This is a genomic window from uncultured Roseibium sp. (assembly GCF_947499295.1).
Lineage (GTDB): Bacteria > Pseudomonadota > Alphaproteobacteria > Rhizobiales > Stappiaceae > Roseibium.
This window is the reverse complement of record NZ_CANMNP010000022.1, coordinates 12,270-30,840: the sequence shown is the minus strand read 5'-3', so window position 1 is coordinate 30,840 and position 18,571 is coordinate 12,270. Positions and strand designations below refer to the sequence as shown.

Annotated in this window: 19 protein-coding genes; 12 read left to right on the top strand and 7 right to left on the bottom strand. The window is 53.4% G+C overall.

Annotated elements, in window-relative coordinates:
• Positions 1-211: 211 nt before the first annotated feature.
• Both Q0835_RS26000 and Q0835_RS25995 read right to left on the bottom strand, forming a co-directional pair.
• Positions 212-847 carry a PilZ domain-containing protein gene (locus Q0835_RS26000; RefSeq protein WP_298965771.1) on the bottom strand — a complete coding sequence of 212 codons (636 nt, stop codon included), beginning with the start codon at positions 845-847 and terminating at the stop codon, positions 212-214.
• A gap of 349 nt (positions 848-1,196) precedes the next feature.
• Positions 1,197-1,841 (bottom strand): PAS domain-containing protein, encoded by a 645-nt coding sequence (locus Q0835_RS25995; protein WP_298818096.1) that lies wholly within the window; start codon positions 1,839-1,841, stop codon positions 1,197-1,199.
• 601 nt (positions 1,842-2,442) lie between these two features.
• Between Q0835_RS25995 and Q0835_RS25990 the strand changes: the two genes are divergently transcribed.
• Together Q0835_RS25990 and Q0835_RS25985 are read left to right on the top strand one after the other, a co-directional pair.
• The gene (locus Q0835_RS25990) at positions 2,443-3,231 is read left to right on the top strand and encodes a rhomboid family intramembrane serine protease (RefSeq protein ID WP_298965769.1); all 789 of its coding nucleotides are present in this window, start codon (positions 2,443-2,445) and stop codon (positions 3,229-3,231) included.
• A 98-nt stretch (positions 3,232-3,329) separates the two neighbouring features.
• Complete coding sequence (locus tag Q0835_RS25985) at positions 3,330-3,761, top strand: CBS domain-containing protein (RefSeq protein ID WP_298818100.1); 432 nt, start codon at positions 3,330-3,332, stop codon at positions 3,759-3,761.
• 125 nt (positions 3,762-3,886) lie between these two features.
• Here Q0835_RS25985 and Q0835_RS25980 read toward each other — a convergent pair whose 3' ends face one another.
• A complete protein-coding gene (locus Q0835_RS25980) occupies positions 3,887-4,405 on the bottom strand; it encodes a ferredoxin-type protein NapF (RefSeq protein ID WP_298965765.1) in 519 nt (172 codons plus the stop codon).
• A 341-nt stretch (positions 4,406-4,746) separates the two neighbouring features.
• Here Q0835_RS25980 and Q0835_RS25975 point away from each other — a divergent pair, with 341 nt between their 5' ends.
• A complete protein-coding gene (locus Q0835_RS25975; RefSeq protein ID WP_298965762.1) occupies positions 4,747-6,066 on the top strand; it encodes a methyltransferase in 1,320 nt (439 codons plus the stop codon).
• 28 nt (positions 6,067-6,094) lie between these two features.
• On the opposite strand, the gene hisI is transcribed toward Q0835_RS25975, so the two are convergent.
• Together hisI and folE are read right to left on the bottom strand one after the other, a co-directional pair.
• Positions 6,095-6,550, bottom strand: coding sequence for a phosphoribosyl-AMP cyclohydrolase (gene hisI / locus Q0835_RS25970; protein WP_298965760.1), 456 nt, complete (start codon positions 6,548-6,550; stop codon positions 6,095-6,097).
• A gap of 43 nt (positions 6,551-6,593) precedes the next feature.
• The gene (gene folE, locus Q0835_RS25965; protein WP_298818108.1) at positions 6,594-7,229 is read right to left on the bottom strand and encodes a GTP cyclohydrolase I FolE; all 636 of its coding nucleotides are present in this window, start codon (positions 7,227-7,229) and stop codon (positions 6,594-6,596) included.
• A 297-nt stretch (positions 7,230-7,526) separates the two neighbouring features.
• Between folE and Q0835_RS25960 the strand changes: the two genes are divergently transcribed.
• Complete coding sequence (locus Q0835_RS25960) at positions 7,527-7,979, top strand: iron-sulfur cluster assembly scaffold protein (RefSeq protein ID WP_298965836.1); 453 nt, start codon at positions 7,527-7,529, stop codon at positions 7,977-7,979.
• A gap of 20 nt (positions 7,980-7,999) precedes the next feature.
• On the top strand, positions 8,000-8,350 hold the full coding sequence (yidD, locus tag Q0835_RS25955) for a membrane protein insertion efficiency factor YidD (protein ID WP_298965758.1): 351 nt from the start codon (positions 8,000-8,002) through the stop codon (positions 8,348-8,350).
• 39 nt (positions 8,351-8,389) lie between these two features.
• Here the strand turns inward: yidD and Q0835_RS25950 are convergent, their stop codons facing one another.
• The gene (locus Q0835_RS25950) at positions 8,390-9,289 is read right to left on the bottom strand and encodes a DMT family transporter (protein WP_298965756.1); all 900 of its coding nucleotides are present in this window, start codon (positions 9,287-9,289) and stop codon (positions 8,390-8,392) included.
• 134 nt (positions 9,290-9,423) lie between these two features.
• On the opposite strand from Q0835_RS25950, the gene Q0835_RS25945 reads away from it, so the two are divergent.
• The 3 genes from Q0835_RS25945 to Q0835_RS25935 all read left to right on the top strand — a co-directional run bounded on the left by Q0835_RS25945 (position 9,424) and on the right by Q0835_RS25935 (position 13,030).
• Entirely contained in the window at positions 9,424-9,876 is a 453-nt protein-coding gene (locus Q0835_RS25945; protein WP_298965752.1) for an Lrp/AsnC family transcriptional regulator, read from the top strand.
• A 180-nt stretch (positions 9,877-10,056) separates the two neighbouring features.
• Positions 10,057-12,027 carry a threonine--tRNA ligase gene (thrS, locus tag Q0835_RS25940; RefSeq protein WP_298965749.1) on the top strand — a complete coding sequence of 657 codons (1,971 nt, stop codon included), beginning with the start codon at positions 10,057-10,059 and terminating at the stop codon, positions 12,025-12,027.
• 154 nt (positions 12,028-12,181) lie between these two features.
• The gene (locus tag Q0835_RS25935) at positions 12,182-13,030 is read left to right on the top strand and encodes a lysophospholipid acyltransferase family protein (RefSeq protein ID WP_298965745.1); all 849 of its coding nucleotides are present in this window, start codon (positions 12,182-12,184) and stop codon (positions 13,028-13,030) included.
• 47 nt (positions 13,031-13,077) lie between these two features.
• Here Q0835_RS25935 and Q0835_RS25930 read toward each other — a convergent pair whose 3' ends face one another.
• Positions 13,078-14,169: a hypothetical protein gene (locus tag Q0835_RS25930; protein ID WP_298965743.1), complete on the bottom strand. Its 1,092-nt coding sequence runs from the start codon at positions 14,167-14,169 to the stop codon at positions 13,078-13,080.
• 315 nt (positions 14,170-14,484) lie between these two features.
• On the opposite strand from Q0835_RS25930, the gene Q0835_RS25925 reads away from it, so the two are divergent.
• The 4 genes from Q0835_RS25925 (at position 14,485) to Q0835_RS25910 (ending at position 18,563) form a co-directional block, all read left to right on the top strand.
• Complete coding sequence (locus Q0835_RS25925; protein ID WP_298965740.1) at positions 14,485-15,081, top strand: nitroreductase; 597 nt, start codon at positions 14,485-14,487, stop codon at positions 15,079-15,081.
• 4 nt (positions 15,082-15,085) lie between these two features.
• Positions 15,086-15,688, top strand: a complete 603-nt coding sequence (locus tag Q0835_RS25920) for a flavin reductase family protein (protein ID WP_298965737.1) — start codon at positions 15,086-15,088, stop codon at positions 15,686-15,688.
• A gap of 317 nt (positions 15,689-16,005) precedes the next feature.
• On the top strand, positions 16,006-17,316 hold the full coding sequence (locus tag Q0835_RS25915; protein ID WP_298965736.1) for a transglycosylase SLT domain-containing protein: 1,311 nt from the start codon (positions 16,006-16,008) through the stop codon (positions 17,314-17,316).
• A 92-nt stretch (positions 17,317-17,408) separates the two neighbouring features.
• Complete coding sequence (locus Q0835_RS25910; protein ID WP_298965734.1) at positions 17,409-18,563, top strand: DUF2336 domain-containing protein; 1,155 nt, start codon at positions 17,409-17,411, stop codon at positions 18,561-18,563.
• Positions 18,564-18,571: the final 8 nt, after the last annotated feature.

Genomic DNA, 18,571 nt, shown 5'->3' with positions numbered 1-18,571 from the left:
GATTCTTTTGGTGACAGGATCAGAGTTTTTTCTGTCAGGGGGTGCGCGGCAGTACGATGTCTCGAGGGCCGAAAACGGAGCAGATGACTCGATCAAAAACGGCAAAAAAAATCAAAAAAACTGCAAGAAATGAAGTGGCTGTTGTTGAACAGCAAAAAGCCGCCACTCAAAAGAGGACGGCCCTTATGAAATATAACAAGATTTTGGAGGATCAGCTCTCTTCGGGTGCCGAAATGTGCTGTTCAAGAAGTTCACGGCTTTGAACAGCTGCGAATTCAACCGCGATGCCGCCTTCGATCTTGCGAACCACGCGCGCATACATCTTGCCCAGGGTGATGCCATCACCCATTTCCGGGAGTATGTCGGTTGCGATTGCAGCACCCGACAAAGAAACGTCAATGATGCGGCAGACATGCTCGGAGCCGTCCGGCAGGATCATCTTTGTCATCGGATTCTTTGGAACGAAGCGATCGTGACGACGATCCTCCGGAAGGTTCAGCTCATCCCTGTTTGCAAGCCAGGTAAGGACGTTGGCAATCTTGTCGCGTTTTCGAACAGTGTTGCGCAACTCGACCGCAAATCCACCATCGATCAGTCTGGAAATGCGACCTTCAACGCGACTCAGATGATCCAGATAGGCAACGACACGCTCACCGACCAGACCGGTCACCGGCGTAATCATGGCAAGACCGCCCGGAGACATATCAATGACCTGACATGGATACTCACGTCGATCCTCGAGCATGAACCGGCCAAGTATGTTTACCTGAACCCGTTGATGTCGCCGGCGATCAGTGACTTGAAGCGATCTGCTTCCTTCTGTAGCTGTTGCCAATCCGGCGGTCATGCCTGCTCTATCCAAATCCGCGCGCAAATCACGTTTCCCCGGCCAGGGATGCGATTCAAAAGACGTGTTTGAATCACTTTAGGCAGCTGGGGTTAACGATGTGTAAGAGTGTACCTCACAAGACGCGTAGATCTAGGGCTAGGAGTGACTAAATTGTTTTCATTTGGCTGTTTCGGGCGAAATTTCGCGTAAAACGAGCTTTTAGGGTCATTTGCAGCAAGCCGGGACAGGTCTTTGATGCGGTGAGTCGAACAAGTCTTTGGGAAACTGAGACGCAAATGAAGCGTGCAGCAATGCGAAGACAAGTGCCGCCGGTGGCAAATTGATGAACCGGCGGCTTCAAGAGTGGTCAGGACTTTCCGCCAGAATAGACTGTCAGATGACCGACTTTCTTTTCAGCTCCCTTTGGCAGGGGCGGTGTTGGCATGGACATGCCTTCGGCAGTAAAGCGCGGAACGATTGGATTGAGAGCGACTGGTGCGTCGACAAAATAGGGGCGTTCGTCGGGCCAGACCAGGCGCAGGCTGCTAATGGATTGTTTCAGGACCGGGTGCAGACCGATCCAGTATGGTTTTTCCATGGGAGTGCAGCTGCCAAGAATGCGGATGCGTCCTTCACCAGGTACGTTCAATGGCACCAGCAGCATCTCCATCTGGAGGATCTGGTCGCGTTCAGTGTGTCCGTTGATACCAATAACGGCGGCAGCAGCATCTTCAGTGATTGCGGCAATCAGGCTTTCCAGCGCTTCCCGGTCCTTGTCGTTCCAGCCTCGCAGGAAGTTGCGGCCTTTCAGTTCACGGCAATGAGCCGAACACAAACGGGTTCCGGCCAGACGATAACGTACGTCCCTGGGGCCGTTTGTTTCCAGAATAAAAGTGTCACCCAACAGGCCGCGAATTTCACCGGGATCGACTTCACTGCGGTTCGGGGCAGGGCGGGCGCCGCGCAGGTTGTCCCAGTACGAATAAAGAGTTTGCGTCACGCCGTGTTTCATCTGGTATCGCCTCTATGCCGATTTGGTCCCTTTGTTTCGTCTCAAGACAGTTCTTGTTTCAAAACGGGACGTTTTTTGTTTCCCTGTAGGTGTTTGCTCCATACAAAGCAGGGCGCATGCCAAGTTGAGAGGCGATTGGGTGTCTGTGCGGTGGCTCATTCCGGTCGCTGGTACTGCTGACGGCAGAAATTAAGGTTAATGATCGGTAAAGCTTGTTTTTGGAGGTGGGGGCTGGCAGCTTAACGATCAGTTCACGCTGATGATGGGTGGGAGGAGCCTGTTATTGGTATTTCAGGCAGCGAAGCGAAGAAAAGAGCTGAAAACGCCACTTCGTGATAATTGCGCCGGAGACGTGGACCATTGTCCTTGACGGAGCGTTGTGGGGACGCGACCGGTTTAAGGGGGGCGTTACGAAGCGTCGGTTGTCGTTTGCGACAGCCGGCGCTTTGTTATTTCCGCAGCAGCTTCTGACAGGCGTGAAAGCTGCTTCCGATCTCTCACTGAAATTCACCATGTCACACGATGCAGGGCGTGCCGATGAAGGCTGCACTTGTTTTGTTGTTGATCTGGCTTAGAAGAGAGATGGAAAGGCTGAAGGTTGATGAACGTATATCGATTTGACGAAGAACGCGCCCGACGCGAGAAAGCTGAGCAGGATCAGAGGCAGAACCGTCCATCTGAACCCCCGGTGTTCAATTTGCCCAATATCATTATCTGGCTCGCAGCCGCGATGATCGTCATTCATCTGCTGCGTACAATTGTGTTGCCAGCCAATTGGGACAATTGGATTCTTTATCTGTTTGCATTTTGGCCGGTCAAATTCACGGCTCTTTCCAGCCTGTCGTTTCTAGAGATGGTTTCCAGTTTCTGGAGCTTCATCTCCTATTCGTTGCTGCATGGCAGCGCAATGCACATCATTTTCAATCTGCTCTGGATGGCGATTTTCGGCAGCGCGGTGGCTCGCCGGTTTGGAATTGGGCGGTTTTTGGCGTTTTCTGCAGTGTGCTCGATTGGCGGCGCTTTTGCGCATCTGGCCACACATTGGGGGGAATCGGCACCGATGATCGGTGCTTCTGCTGCCGTATCAGGTCAGATGGCCGCTGCAATCCGGTTCGTGTTCGAACTGGGGGGGCCGCTCGGCGCATTCCGTAGATCAGATCAAGCAGCCTATTTTGTTCCTGCACAGCCGCTTGCCGAATGCTTCCGCAATCAACAGGTTCTTGTTTTTGTCGCGGTCTGGTTCGGTTTGAACCTCTTCTTCGGCATTATGAGCGGACCCGTGGCGGGGCAACCTGCAAGTGTCGCCTGGCAGGCCCACATTGGCGGTTTCCTCGCAGGTCTCGCCCTGTTTCCGTTTTTCGATCCTGTTCCACAGCGACGATCTTCCTGACCAACTGCGGCATCAGAACGGTTTGCGCGGACTGTTTTTTTTGCAATGATGCGCGAACCCCGCCTGTATCGGGGATTGATGCCATGGGAGGTTTATAAATGACCGTTGCCGCAATTTTGAGTGGGAAAGGCCACGACACAATTACCGCGCGGAGCGATGCACTTCTGAGCGAGATTTGTGAAACCCTGGCAAAACACAAGATTGGTGCCGTGGTTGTCTGCAATGGCGACAAGGAAATAGAAGGCATCATTTCTGAACGCGACATTGTCCGGACGATTGGAACCAAGGGTCCGTCTTCGCTGAATGTTCCAGTCACCGCCGTGATGACGAAAGAAGTTGTCACGTGCACTGAAGAAAACAGTGTCAACGAAGTGATGGCGCGGATGACCCAGGGACGCTTCCGTCACATGCCTGTTGTCAAGGACGGCAAGCTGACGGGGGTGATCTCAATCGGCGACGTCGTCAAATACAAGATTGCTCAGGTTGAGTTGGAAGCTGAACAAATGCGCAGCTACATCACAATGGCCTAGACTAAAGCGGCTTTTGATCGAGCCGCGTCCTTGAGAAAACTCTCGAGCGGCAATTTCTGGCGAGTCAGAGTTGCCGCGTTTCCTGCGCGAGCAGACCAGAATATTTCCGTTGACGAGAAAGCTCTTCAGGCAGCTACAGGGTTTGCTTCCGGCAATTCTTTCACAGAAACCGCACCCAAAGGACAGGTGCTGACACAGGAGCCGCATCCTGTACACAGTCCTGCATCTACCACGATATGACCTTCTCGGGCTCCGGCCGTCTCAATCTTGAACGCTGAGACCGGGCAAACATCGCTGCACAATTGGCAGCTTGTGCCATTGTTCTGCAGACAGTTGGAAGCCACAACTGATGTGTGTTTCCAAGGGGCGCTTTTGGCAAGGTCGAAGACCGGTTCTTCGCAGGCGAGTGCGCACTTCTCGCAGAACGTACATTCTCCTGCATCGAAATCGACAAATGGTTTGTTGTCCTTGTCAGGCCGCAAGATCAATTGCGGGCAGGCACGAACGCACGCGTCGCAGCCTGTGCAATGGTTCTGAATTGATGTTTCGGTTGTCCAGGGAGGCCTGATAGGCCTGTCTTCCGGCGAGCTGGATACATCTCGAAGCTTCAAACGCGCTGCTGGAAAATCTCGCTCGATAGACATGATCCCCTCCCGTGATCAGGTTTTCGACCGGTGTCGACATTCGAATTTCTTGATTTTGATAAGTGTAGGCAAAAACGGCATTGGAAAATATTCGGACTAATACGCAAACGTAACATGAAATACGAGTGCTGATCAGTATTCCAACGTGCGGAGAAACACTCATGTTTTTATACTGCAATAGTTTTGAGAAAATCATCTATTTCAACTTGTTTCGGAATGATTTTTTCAAACCAGAGACGCCAATTTGAAAGAAAATATAGCGAACGGTTGTGAGCTTCCTTAAAGTTATGCAGAGCAAGAGCCGCTAGTTGCGAGTCAGTGGCCGTTGAGGGGGCAAGTCATTGGATATCGAAACGCGATTTGCAGAAGGTCTGGAAGCGCACCGGGAAGGAAATGGCGAAGAGGCCTTGGCCGCATACAAGGATGTACTGGCTGTCAATCCGGATCATCCCGACGGACTTCATTACCTCGGACTTTTGCTTTTCAAAAAAGATGACCCCGAAGACGCACTATCGCTCATACGGCATTCGTTGCACGTCAACGAGAACAACGCGTTTGCCAGGAACAATCTCGGCAACATTCTCAAACTGATCGGCCGCAGGGAGGAAGCGTTTGCTGAGTATATTTTGGCCGTAGAACTGGATCCGAACCAAAAGGACGCTTGGCACAACCTTGGAATTTTAGCCGGAGAAGCTGGCCGCAGTCAGGAGCTTTTGAGAAGACTTGCCGATCTGAGGGACCGATATCCGGACAAGGGGGATGCCTGGCGTATCTTCGGTCTGGCTGCAGGGCGGGCGGGTATGCTCGACCAGGCAGCCGAAGCACTCGACAAAGGCCTGACGCTCGGAGTCGAATCGCCTTTTCACGCAGTCAGGGCGGTGCGGTTTTTACATGAGCTCGGCCATGGGGATCGTGCAACCGAACATCTGGAAAAACTGGTTGACCAAAATCCGGAAGACACCTCGCTCAAGTTTCATCTGGCAGCTGCGCGTGGAGAGAAACTGGCGCAAGTTCCGGAAGACTATGTCAAATCGCATTTCGACAGTTTTTCAGACAGTTTTGATGAAGTGCTTGAAATACTTGAATATAACACGCCTCAAAGAGTGGCTAATGCCGTAAATCTTCTTGCTGCACAGTCCGGCGCACAGTTTCCAGATGTTGCGGATCTCGGTTGTGGGACCGGTTTGTGCGGTCCCTTGATACGCGATGTAAGTGGCCGGCTGACGGGGGTGGATCTGTCTCCTGGCATGTTGCAGAAGGCAGCCCAACGCAATGTATATGACTTTCTGGTGGAGGGAGAACTGATTGCATTTCTGAATGCAGATCTGCCAACTCAATTCGATTTATGCGTCTGCGTGGATACACTCTGTTATCTGGGTGATCTGACACCGTTTTTTGAAGCGCTCGAAAAGGCACTGAAGCCGGGAGGCATCTTGGTGGCCAGTGTTGAAGTACTGGAAACAGGCGAAGAGGCGTTCAAACTGAACGCTAGCGGGCGTTACGCCCACAATGCAGACCATATCGGGCGAACAGTCGAGGCTGTGGGGTTGAGATATGGACCAGAGGAGACTTCAGTCCTGCGCAAAGAATTTGGCAAGGGCGTCGAAGGTCTGGTTTTTCATGTTTTCAAGGATCCAAAGGTTTCGTTGGAAGCGGGCTAATGTCCGCCCCACCTTTTTGCGATCAACGTCAGTGTTTGCCGTAAACTTCGTTCGGATCGTAAACACGTTCCGCTTCAACGCGCTCCAGCCGTGCTTTACCCGATACCGGGCTGGTCACTTTGCGAAAAAAGCATGAGCGATAGCCGACGTGACAGGTCGCGCCATTGCCGGCGACCGACACCTTCAGAACCAGGGCATCCTGGTCGCAATCGGTCAGGATTTCATGAACGGTCTGGACCTGACCGGATGTTTCACCCTTTTTCCAGAAGCCTCTACGTGAGCGGCTCCAATACCAGGCTTCGCCGGTTTCAAGCGTTCGTTTGAGCGCTTCTGCATTCATGTAACCGACCATCAGAACTTCGCCGGACTTATGTTCTGTTACCACGGCAACGATAAGTCCGTCAGCGTCGTACTTGGGCATCAGAAGATCGCCCGTTTCGACCGTTTCCTTGTCGCTGCGCTCGGAAAAAACGATGTCAGTCATGAGAAAAGCCCTTGTCAGAAAAATTCCGGCAAGGGCCTTGGTGTCAAATGCCCTTGCCGCGCACCAGAGACATGAATTTGGCCTGCTCGGCCGGGTCGTCCTGGAATACTCCGGTAAACTGGGTGGTAATTGTTGAGACGCCTTGTTTCTGAACGCCGCGCATGGTCATGCATTGATGTTCAGCTTCCAGCATCACGGCCAGTCCCCGCGGCGCCAGGGCATCGTCAATGACCGATGCGATCTGTGCCGTCAAGTTTTCCTGTGTTTGCAGACGCTTTGCAAAAATGTCGACAACGCGGGCGAGCTTCGAAAGGCCAACAACGCCTTCGGCCGGATAGTAGGCAATGTGGGCCTCGCCGATGAACGGCAGCATGTGATGTTCGCAATGCGAATGGAAGGGGATGCCCCTCACAAGTACAATGTCCTTGTATCCCCCGACATCCTCGAAAGTACGCTCAAGATGTTCGGCAGGATCTTCAAAATACCCGCTGTAAAGCTGGCTCAGTGCCTTGGCGACCCGTTTTGGAGTTTCTACCAGACCTTCACGGTCCGGATCATCCCCAGTCCAGGCAAGAATGGTTCGCACTGCCGCTTCAACTTCCTCACGATTTGGCCGGTGCAATTGATCCGGCGATTTTCTTTCAAACGGTTTTTCAACCGGCTTGAGGACAGCATCCATGGGGATCCTCGCAAAATTACCCGTTTCACTCGTCATACGGCGCTTGCCTGTGCACAGATCAAAGGGACGGCCCTCTATTTTCTATTGAAGCCGGGTCCATTATCATACTCCACACAAAAAGCGAACGCACAGTTTCTGAGCGGGTTTAGTCGGTATCAAACGTGCATCCATCACGCATAATTTCCAACTGCGACCACTCTGCCCCTTGCGAAATTGCCGTGGCGACTGATCTATATATATGAAAGCACCATGCCATCAATGTGGCACGCGATCACTGGCTTTCACGAAGAGGCGAGAATGCTGGACGACATTTACAACGCAAAGATCCTTGAACTTGCAGGTAATATCCCACGGATCGGCCGTCTTGAGCATCCTCACGCCACCGCAAAGGCCCATTCAAAACTTTGTGGGTCAACCGTTATTGTGGATCTTTGTGTCGAAGACGGTGTAGTGACGGATTTTGCCCATGACGTAAAAGCCTGCGCATTGGGTCAAGCCTCTTCCTCGATCATGGCGCGTCATGTCATTGGCGCCAGCACCGATGAATTGCGTGATATTCGCGACACGATGCGAGCCATGCTGAAGGAGGGAGGCGAAGCGCCGGCCGGACGTTTTGAAGATCTTAAATTTCTCGAGCCAGTGCGTGAATATAAGGCCCGTCATGCCTCGACGCTTTTGACCTTTGATGCCGTTGTCGACGCCCTTGATCAAATCGAGGCCAAGGTGGGTCAGGACAGTGTGGTTGCTTAAGGGCAATCACATGCGCTGACATGTGTTCACCAGTCTCTCCCGACAAAGAAACCTCCCAACCGCTCACGGTGCCCGGCCGCATAGCGATCGGCTTGATCTGGATTTACCGCCACTCTCTTTCCCTGGTCATGGGGCGATCCTGCCGATACGCGCCGACATGCTCGGACTACACCGAGCAGTCAATCAGGCGTTATGGTTTCTGGGCAGGCGGGTGGGTCGGTTTGTCACGCATTCTCAGATGCAATCCCTGGGGGGCATCCGGATTTGATCCAATCCCGGATGCCTTGCCTCAAGATGCGAGTTGGTGGTGTCCCTGGCGATACGGTCGGTGGACTGGACGTCATATTCCGGATGACCATCGCCTGAACTGACGGCTCAATTCGCCTCGTATGAATCCGAAGTCTGACTTTTCAGGATACGCATTCGCCATTTCTGCAGCCAATTGAGAGTTTCCAGCCAAAGGTCAGCCCCATGGCGGAAAGGACAATTGCAGCAGCGCCGATCAGTTGAGGAACCTGCAACTGATGGCCGAAAGCGACGTAATCGACCAGGATCGCGACAATCGGATAGAGGAACGAAAACGCGCCTTGCAAATAGGTCGGCAGTTTCTGGACCGCGCCATACATCAAAACATACATGATGCCGGTATGGACGATGCCAAGGGTTGCAAGTGCAGCCCAGGCTGCCCCGGACTGTGGCAAAGCCGACCAGCTTACAAACGGTGCAAGCATCAAGATGCCCACGCTGACCTGGATCAGAGCGATCAACTGAGGCGGTGTACCAGTCAGTTTTTTCGTGAGAAGAGCGGCTACCGCCCAGAAAAACGCCGCTGACAAGGCCAGGGCAATCCCAAGTGCATAATTGGAACCGATATAGTCGGCCGTTGCAGGTTTGGCCAGAATGATCAACAGGACGCCGAAGAATGCGAACGCAAGCCAACCAAGTTTTGCCGAAGAAATACGTTCCCTCAGGAACAAGGCTCCAAAACCCACCAATATGAAAGGCTGGGTGTTGTAAACGGCGGTAGCGACCCCGATAGATGCTTCGCCATACGCACTGAACAACATCGCCCAATTCACGACGATCGCGAATCCGCCGAGCACGGCCATCAAAAGCGTCTTGAGTGTCAGCTGGCCCCGCAGCAAGCCCTGGGCCGAGCAAATGACCAGCAATGTGAGGGCGCCAAAGGCGCAGCGCCAGAAAACGACATCAATTGCGCCTTCTCCTGACAGGACAACGAACAGGCCGATGGTTCCCAGAATTGTCATGGCCGCCGTCATTTCTGCCGCGCCGCGGAGAGTTTTGTCCACTCTAGCCTCCTTTGGTTCTGACACTACCAAGGATGGCAAAGTGAATAGACGGAATATATAATGGAAATTAGGTTCATGTTATTTCTGATCTTGTTAAGTAAGGTTTTTTGTCAAAAAAGGTGAAGAAAATAAAGTTGGATGCGGCGGACAGAAAAATCGTTGAGGCTTTGATTTCCGATGCGCGTATGTCATTGAAAGACCTCGCTGCGCATGCGGGCCTGTCTTCGCCGGGTGTTTCGGAGAGGCTCCGCCGATTGCAAGATCGTGGCATCGTGCGCGGTTTTTCAGCAGAGGTCGATTTGAAAGCGCTGGGCTACAGTCTCCAGGCAATCGTGCGGATCCGTCCATTGCCGGGAAAATTGCACATTGTGCAGCAGCTCATTCAAGACATCCCCGAGTTTTGCGAATGCGACAAGGTGACGGGTGAAGACTGTTTTGTTGCGCGTCTTGCAGTTCCGAGCATCGAAGACCTTGATGGCATCCTCGACAAAATTTCAGACAAGGCGGAAACAAGCACCTCTATCGTGAAGTCGCAGCCGATCCGGCGGCGGCCACCGCCCTTGGTCATTGATCGCGATAGCGATTGAAATGGGTGGTGCTAGACCAAAGCCTGCTCTGATAACCTATTGCCGGCATACCGCCACTGAATAAGCCTCTACCTAGCGGAAAGGGTTGCCGATCCGGTCTGAATCCCCTATCAGCAGGCGATCCAAATACCTTTGAAAAGCTTACCTGCCTTGTCTGCAGGAGTGAGCAGGAGAAAAAAGATGATCCAACTGACTTTCCCCGACAATTCCGTGCGCGAATACGAAGCCGGCACAACTGGCCTGGCAATCGCCGAAGGCATTTCCAAGTCGCTCGCCAAGAAGGCGGTCGCAATGACGCTGGACGGGGAGCTGAAAGATCTTTCAGATCCGATCGATGCCAACCATCAGATTGAAATCGTAACTCGCGAAGATCCGCGTGCGCTTGAGCTAATCCGGCATGATGCAGCCCACGTCATGGCCGAGGCCGTTCAGGAGTTGTGGCCAGGAACCCAGGTGACCATCGGTCCGGTCATCGAGAATGGCTTCTACTACGATTTCAAACGCGTCAAACCGGATACCAACGAAGACTGGCCTTTCCATCCGGAAGAGCTGCCTGTCATCGAAAAAAAGATGCGTGAGATCATCGGTCGCGGCGCTCAGTTCACCAAGGAAATCTGGAGCCGCGAAGACGCAAAAACTTTCTTTGCCGCGAAGGGTGAGCACTACAAGGTCGAGCTGATCGATGCCATTCCCGAAGATCAGGAGCTCCGGATCTACAAGCAGGGGCAATGGCTGGATCTGTGTCGCGGACCGCATATGGCGTCAACAAAGCAGATCGGCGATGCGTTCAAACTGATGAAGGTTGCCGGGGCTTATTGGCGCGGTGATTCCAACAACGAAATGTTGTCCCGCATCTACGCAACAGCCTGGCAAAATGAGAAGGAGCTGAAAGGCTACCTTCGCATGCTGGAAGAAGCGGAAAAGCGCGACCACCGCAAGCTCGGACGCGAAATGGATCTGTTCCATTTCCAGGAAGAGGGACCTGGCGTCGTTTTCTGGCATCCAAAGGGCTGGGACATGTTCCAGAACCTGATTGCCTATAAACGCCGTGTGCTGCGAGACACTTATAAGGAAGTGAATGCACCGCAGGTTCTGCACACTTCGCTTTGGGAAACATCCGGCCACTGGACCTGGTACAAAGAGAACATGTTCTCGGTGCAGTCCGCTGACCCTGAAGCCGAGGACAATCGTGTCTTTGCCTTGAAGCCGATGAACTGCCCAGGGCACGTGCAAATCTTCAAACACGGCTTGAAAAGCTATCGTGACCTGCCGTTGCGCCTTGCCGAATTTGGTGTGGTGCACCGCTATGAACCGTCCGGCGCCCTACATGGGTTGATGCGCGTTCGAGGGTTTACGCAAGATGATGCTCACGTCTTCTGCACCGAAGAACAGATGGCCGACGAATGCATGAAGATCAATGATCTCATTCTCTCGGTCTATAAGGACTTCGGATTTGACGAGATTGTTGTCAAGCTGTCGACCCGTCCAGAAAAACGTGTTGGCACCGATGAAGCCTGGGATCATGCCGAAACGATCATGGCCGATGTGCTGAAGCGGATCGAGGCGGAGTCCGAAGGACGGGTGAAAACCGATGTTCTACCAGGTGAGGGCGCATTCTACGGTCCGAAGTTCGAATACACCTTGCGAGATGCGATCGGCCGTGAATGGCAGTGTGGTACCACGCAGGTGGATTTCAACCTGCCTGAGCGCTTCGGTGCGTTCTATGTCGATAATAACGGCGAAAAGAAAACACCGGTCATGATCCACAGAGCGATCTGCGGGTCGATGGAACGCTTCCTAGGCATCTTGATCGAGAACTATGCCGGACACTTTCCGCTCTGGTTTGCACCCTTGCAGATCGTGGTTGCGACTATTACTTCAGAGGCCGATGCTTACGGGCAGGAGGTTGCCGATCTTTTGAAGTCGAAAGGGCTGAAAGTCGAAACAGACTTCCGGAATGAAAAGATCAATTACAAGGTTCGCGAACATTCGCTTGCCAAAGTTCCGGTAATCATTGTCTGCGGCATGCGTGAAGCGGAAGAAAAGACGGTAAATATACGCCGCCTGGGTTCCAAGGACCAGAAGGCCATGGGACTGGAGGAGGCGGTTGCAGCCTTCGTCGAGGAAGCAACACCGCCGGATCTTCGCTAGTGCGTTGTCTCCTAACTAGGAGATTCTAACAGCTTGCACATTGCCCTTACGCTGGGGTATCCCCTGGGGCAATGTGCTGTCACATTGTTGAAACGGAGCTTCTGGTATTGGGTTTCTGATTTACCAGGGTTCCATCAGGTTCAAGACAACGGCCGTGAACTACGCTGAATTCAGTTACGCAAATCCCGAGCACCCGCCGCTGAAGCGGTGGACCATACGTGCCATTGAGGGATTGTCGGGACGTCGCAAGCTTGTCGACCTTTATGAAGTGTGGAAACACACTATGGTCGGGACGTCCGACTACATCTGGAGCGATTTGCTTGGACTGATCAATCTGGATGTCGCCGTTACCGATGGCGAATGGCCGCCGAAGAACCTTCCCCAAGGACCGCTGGTCCTGATTGCGAACCATCCCTACGGCATTGGCGATGGTCTGGCGATCCTGGCGCTTGCTGAACAGCTGGACCGGCCCTTCAAGATCCTCATCAACAACGAGTTGTTGAAGGTTCCCGAAGTCCGGCCATTTTCTCTGCCCGTTGATTTTGAAGAAACCAAGCAGGCTCTGAAAACCAACATGCAGACACGAAAAGAAGCGCTGAAGTTGCTTCAGGAAGGTACGACAATCATCGTGTTCCCCGGTGGTGGTGTCGCGACCGCAGCCAAGCCGTTCGGCCGTGCTGAAGAACTGCCCTGGAAAACATTTACGGCCAAGATGATCCGATCATCGCGGGCGACTGTTCTACCGCTCTATTTCGCGGGGCAGAATTCCTGGTTGTTTCATCTGGTCAGCAAGTACTCGCTGACGTTGCGACTGTCGCTGCTGGTGCGTGAGTTCAGGCGCATTCTCGGGACGGTGATCACGGCACGGGCCGGAAGTCCGATTTCCTACGAAACCATGTCAGGTTTCAAGGATCAGAAGGAAGTCATGGATTTTCTTCAGACCAAGGTATTGGAGATGGGGCCTGGCGACAGCGTTGGCAAACTGCTCGGGCGACGCGATTAGGAAGCGCACTGCCGATGACCGACCTTCATTAAGATCGGTTTTGATGTTCAGTTGTTGATCGTTGCTTGCTGAGACGACAATTCACTGACTGATGTGACCACTTCAACTTCCCGGTCTTCACCGGGAGTGACTTCGAATGTGTGAAGATAGGTCCGGCCGTTGTTGCGCGCGAGTGCTTCATACTCTCCAGCCGCCAGTACGAAGTCGGGGAAAGCCCCGGTCGCTTCAACGACAACATCTCCGCCGGGGCTCAGGACGGACCAGGTGGTGTTGGCAATTGCCTCACCGCCGCGTTCGTTGACGAGTTTCAGCGTAATACCCGCAGCCTTATGGAAGATCGTCGCTTCGGTCAGTTTTCCAGGCAGAACCTGGACATCGGCACGAACCACAGCATTGACGTCACCGTAGCGGCTGACGACATGATAAGTGTCGGCATTCAGACGGACAATCGAACCGGGCTTTACATTACTGGCAATAAGATCCCGTTCGCCGCGTTCATCAAACTCCAGTCCATACACGTCGAAAGAAACGGGTTTGCCATCAATCGTTTCACCGTCCTTGAGAGATGCTCCGAACTTGATGCCGCCTGCATTCAGCGTCACCATCTTTGACTGGACTTCCTTACCAATCATGATCCTGTTGGTGGATTGGGCATAGCCGTAGGCGGTGTGGATGAGATAGGAGCCCGGCTCGAGGCGAAACTCCGCGTCACCGCCCTTGTGTGTTGCCACAAGTTGCAGCCGTCCATCCGTATTTGTTGTCTCGGAATAGATCCGCCAGATCAGGCCATCATAGAGTGGCTTAGCGTCAGCGGTGAGCTTGGCCATAAGATAGAGCGCGCCTTCCTGAAGACCGCTTGCGACGTCTGTCGCCGAGGATCTCGTCGGAGCATATGGGCTAGGAAGTATTACGTCCGAAAACAGCGGCTCGGGTTCACGGTCGAGCAAATTAATGATCGGGTTCTCAACGGGTGCGTTGGGGTCCGGTTTCATGGCCGGAGGCATAGGAGCGTCTTGAGTCTGTGCAAAAGCGGAACTGCTAACAAACAGGAGCGACATGCAAACAAGCATCGCTTGCGCTGCCGCTGCTACAGGTTTCTTCAAACCGTACACACCTGAGACAATAAGTGTTTTTAACATGCCCGTTTCATTATCTTTTTGACTCGACGTGTTTTACCAGTCTTTTGCATTTTATTCCAATCGCAGATGCCGGTCGGGACCAAAGCTGCTGCGCCAATGCCTTTTTTTGTTGGAGCTTGGGAGAGCGGTCCATTTCAATCCGCCGAAAACGCCAACAAAAAGCAGCGGATTTTTATTCAATAAACCGGATTGAATTTCGGCCCCTAATGGGACTTAAATTCGGGCGAATTCAAGACGTTTCAGATAGAAGTTGACATTTGCGGCTAATCAATTAGTTGATAGTTGCAAATGAAACTATCTCAGCAGGATAAGTTCATGCCCAATCAAGACACAATGTCGCCGGAAACTCTCTCGTTTCTGCGGCAAAGAAGGTCTCATCCTTCTGTTACAATGTCGTCTCCCGGACCAGACGACGACCGGATTCAGGACATGTTGACAATCGCTGCACGCGTTCCGGACCACGGCAAACTGAATCCTTGGCGCTTCGTTCTTTATGCGGGCGAGCAGGGTGAAGCTATCGGAACCTGGTTGGCTGCGCGCTATGAGAGCCTTAACGGGCCACTTGACGGCGAGCAGCGTCAGAAGGAGTTGAGCCGATTCACCCGTGCACCGCTCGTCATCGGCGTCATTAGCACCGCAGCCGTACATCCGAAAATACCCATTTGGGAGCAGCAGCTTTCGGCCGGCGCGGTGTGCATGAACCTTGTGACGGCGGCCGCCGCATCAGGATTTGTTTCGCAATGGTTGACCGAATGGTTCGCGTTTGACGAAGAGGCAAGCCGGTATTTGGGCGCCGGTGACAATGAGCGGTTTGCGGGTTTCGTGCATATCGGTACGGCGACGCAACCTCCCGTTGAGCGTCAACGCCCTGATCTTTCACAATTGATCTCCAACTGGACACAAGCAGACTGACCATATGTTTTACGATACCGAGAAAAACGATCACGGCCTGCCACATAATCCGTTCAAGGCAATTGTTGCGCCTCGGCCAATCGGCTGGATTTCTTCACAGGACAAGGGTGGCCGTACAAATTTAGCGCCTTACAGTTTCTTCAACTGTGTATGTGACCGGCCGCCGATCGTTTTGTTTTCCTCATCCGGCTACAAGGACAGCGTCGCAAACGTCGATACCACCGGCGAGTTCGTCTGCAATATGGCGAGCTGGGATCTCAAGGACGAAATGAACCTGTCCTCGGCGGCTGTGCCACATGAGACGTCGGAATTCGATCTGACGGGCCTTGAAATGGCGCCTTCACGCCTGGTTGGTCCGCCAAGAGTGGCCAAGGCGGTTACCGCGCTGGAGTGCAAGCACTTGCAGACCCTTCAAATGAAGGGACTTGATGGCGAGGAGGCCGACAGCTGGGTGGTATTCGGTCAGGTCGTTGGTGTTCACATCGACGACAGTATCATTGTCGACGGGAGGGTGGATGTTACGCGGTACAAACCGCTCTCGCGGCTCGGTTACATGGACTATGCGGTCATCGAGAAAGTGTTTGAGATGGGGCGTCCCAAGACCTGAAGTCGCAACTATTGTTTGAAAAAGGCGCAGGCTGCAGCGGCGCCTTTTTCATTTCCGGTTGCCGACTCACGCAAAGGAGCGCTATCAGGCTTGAGTTGAGTCGAAGATTTGAGCTGGATATCCAAAGAAAACTCTAGGTTTTTGCTGAATTTCCACATGTACCGACGCCAATTTCAGCGGAACTGCTCAACTTTGTCAGAAAAAGCCGAAGTCAGAAGTTGTAAGCACACTTGGCTGTGACTTGTTAAGGTTTTGTTAACCTTTTCGGCGCGAAAGTTAACAAAGTAATAAATCAGTTCCGTCGAGGAGACAGGGTCATGCATGTCGCTGACACTACCTCGGTCGCGTCTCGGATCGAGCTTGCGTTTCAGTCTGCGAGTACTTCAACAGGTACGTCATTCGACTATCTGGTAAAGACGGCCGCGCGAGAGTCGTCTTTCAATCCGTCTGCGAAGGCCAAGACTTCGAGTGCGACAGGTCTGTTTCAGTTCATTGAATCCACCTGGTTGGAAACAATGAAGGAAGCTGGACCCAAGCATGGATTGGAAAACTACTCTGAACATATCAAGCGGTCCAAAAGCGGGAAGTACTACGTAAGCGATGCCAATATGCGCCGCGAAATCCTGGATCTGAGAAAGGATCCGGAAATCTCGTCGATGATGGCCGGTGCTTTGACGCAAAAGAATTCTCAATACCTTGAGCAGAAGATCGGTCGATCGCCTACGGACGGCGAGCTCTACATGGCGCACTTCCTGGGTGCGCACGGTGCCAGCAAGCTCATAGATGCGACCAACGCCAATCCAAACACGCGTGCGGATTCTGTCTTCTCAGCTCAGGCCAGAGCCAACAAGCCGATCTTCTATAATCGGAACGGTACGGCACGGTCGATGCAGGAAGTTTACGAAGTCATCGTTTCAAAACATGATGCCGTAACGATGATTGCCGAGGTGAGTGGGAAGAAAAACCTGAGGACATCCGGAGCGTTGACACAGGTGGCAACCCTGCCGAATGCCAAACCTGTCCAAAATCTTCCCTCCCTCAATCTGCAGCAGATCGATCACCTTGCCGGAGACCCGGCTGCTGCCTTCGCGATGCGGGGCAAACCGCAAATTGCGCCGCAGCTTGCCGCGTTTGAGCAGGGCGTTCCAGCACTTCCCGAGAACAACCCGGTCGAGCTTGCAAAGGCAAAGCTGTCGATACCGGATAGCCTGACGGGTGAAACGAACCAGGCCTCGCCGAGCGCTGTCTTCTTGCAGGAGCAGGTTGTTGCAGCAGCAGGTGCCAGACCGGCTCCGCACGACCCGAAAGACGCCTCGATAAACCCTTCCAATGGAGAGGCCGCCAATTCACGTGTGTTGTCAGCCTTCCAGGCCGCCGAAACCTTGAACCCGTTTGAGGCCCTGTTCCGAAACGACGAAGCTTCTAAACAAGCCGGTGTCAATCCGAGATTCGCCTCAGCATTTGCGGCCGTTGAGGAAGCGGAGCGCTTCAGTGCATTGTCAGGCACATCGAACCAGGTCGCTGCCCAGGAGCTGGCCTTGGCCGACCAGGGTGGACCGTTGGATTTGACCCGCTTTTTGAGGCTCAAGGCGGAGGAAGAGCAAAAAGACCTCCTGCCACCGGCGTGAAGATGCTGGTTATTGTCAAAATTATGGTGAACCGATCGTTAAGCCTTTGATGTCAGGATGTATCTGACACTTGGGAAGATTGTTTTACCGCCATGACCGTACACGACATTCTGCAGCTGAACGATGACAATGACTGCACCTTGGACATTCAGGCCGCGCAAGAGTTTGCGCAGCGATATCTGGACGCCGAAATGGGCAGCCAGGAGCGGACCAGTATGGCTGCCGCACTGACAATTCTGCTGGATGACCCCAGCCGGTCTGTCCGAAAGGCGATCGCGAATATTCTCGCGTCCAGCGAACATGCGCCCGGTCATGTCATCCGTTGCCTGGCCAGCGATGTCGACGAAGTCGCAATTCCCATATTGAAGTCGTCGCCTATGCTTTCGGAAGCGGAGCTTGTCGACCTTCTTGCTGAGGGCAGCGATGCCGTTCAGTGTGCAATCGCTTCGCGGAGCGATCTGTCGGCAAGCATCAGCGCAGCCATCTGCGAGGTCGGCAGTGAGCCGGCATGCCGTTCCTTGCTTCAAAATACCAACGCACATGTTCTTCAATCGTCGCTTTTAAGGCTTGCCCAACGTTTTGAAGATCGGCCGGATATTTGCGATCAACTTCTGCGAACCCGCGATCTGCCGTTGGCAATGCGTTACGAGCTGCTGATGCGTCTTGCAGAAAATCTGGATGATCATCCGATCGTGCTGGAAAGGGTGCCTGAGAACCAGCGGCATACTTTCTTGAGCGATGCAGAAGACAAGGTCGTGCTCCGGCTTGCGCTCGAAGCGGGCGTTGAAGACCTGCCGGAGTTTGTCGAGCATCTGCGTGTGAATGAAAAACTGACCACACGACTTTTGCTGCGTGCGGTCTGCTGTGGTCGGTTAAGGTTCTTCGCTGCGGCGCTGGCCAATTTGGGGCAGGTGCCTTTGCCGAGGCTTTGCAGGCTTTTGATGACCGTTCGCCGGTCCGCATTGCAGGCCGTGCTTCGCAAGGCTGGCCTTCCACTCAGATCTCACAGTGCGTTCCTGTTGGCTATCGACGTTGCGCGCAAGGCCGAAGCTGATTTCACTTATGATCTGGCTTTGGATGAGGCCCGGATGCTGACCGAAACACTTCTTGCTGAAATGCAGGACGGTTCGCTTGGCGCGGATGAAGACGTCACGGCATTCCTGCGCCGGTTCGCGATTGACGTAGCGAGGCTTGAAGCAAGGTTGCTGGTCAAAAACAGCGGTTTGGCCATTACTGCCGCGGCGTGATCCTTCAA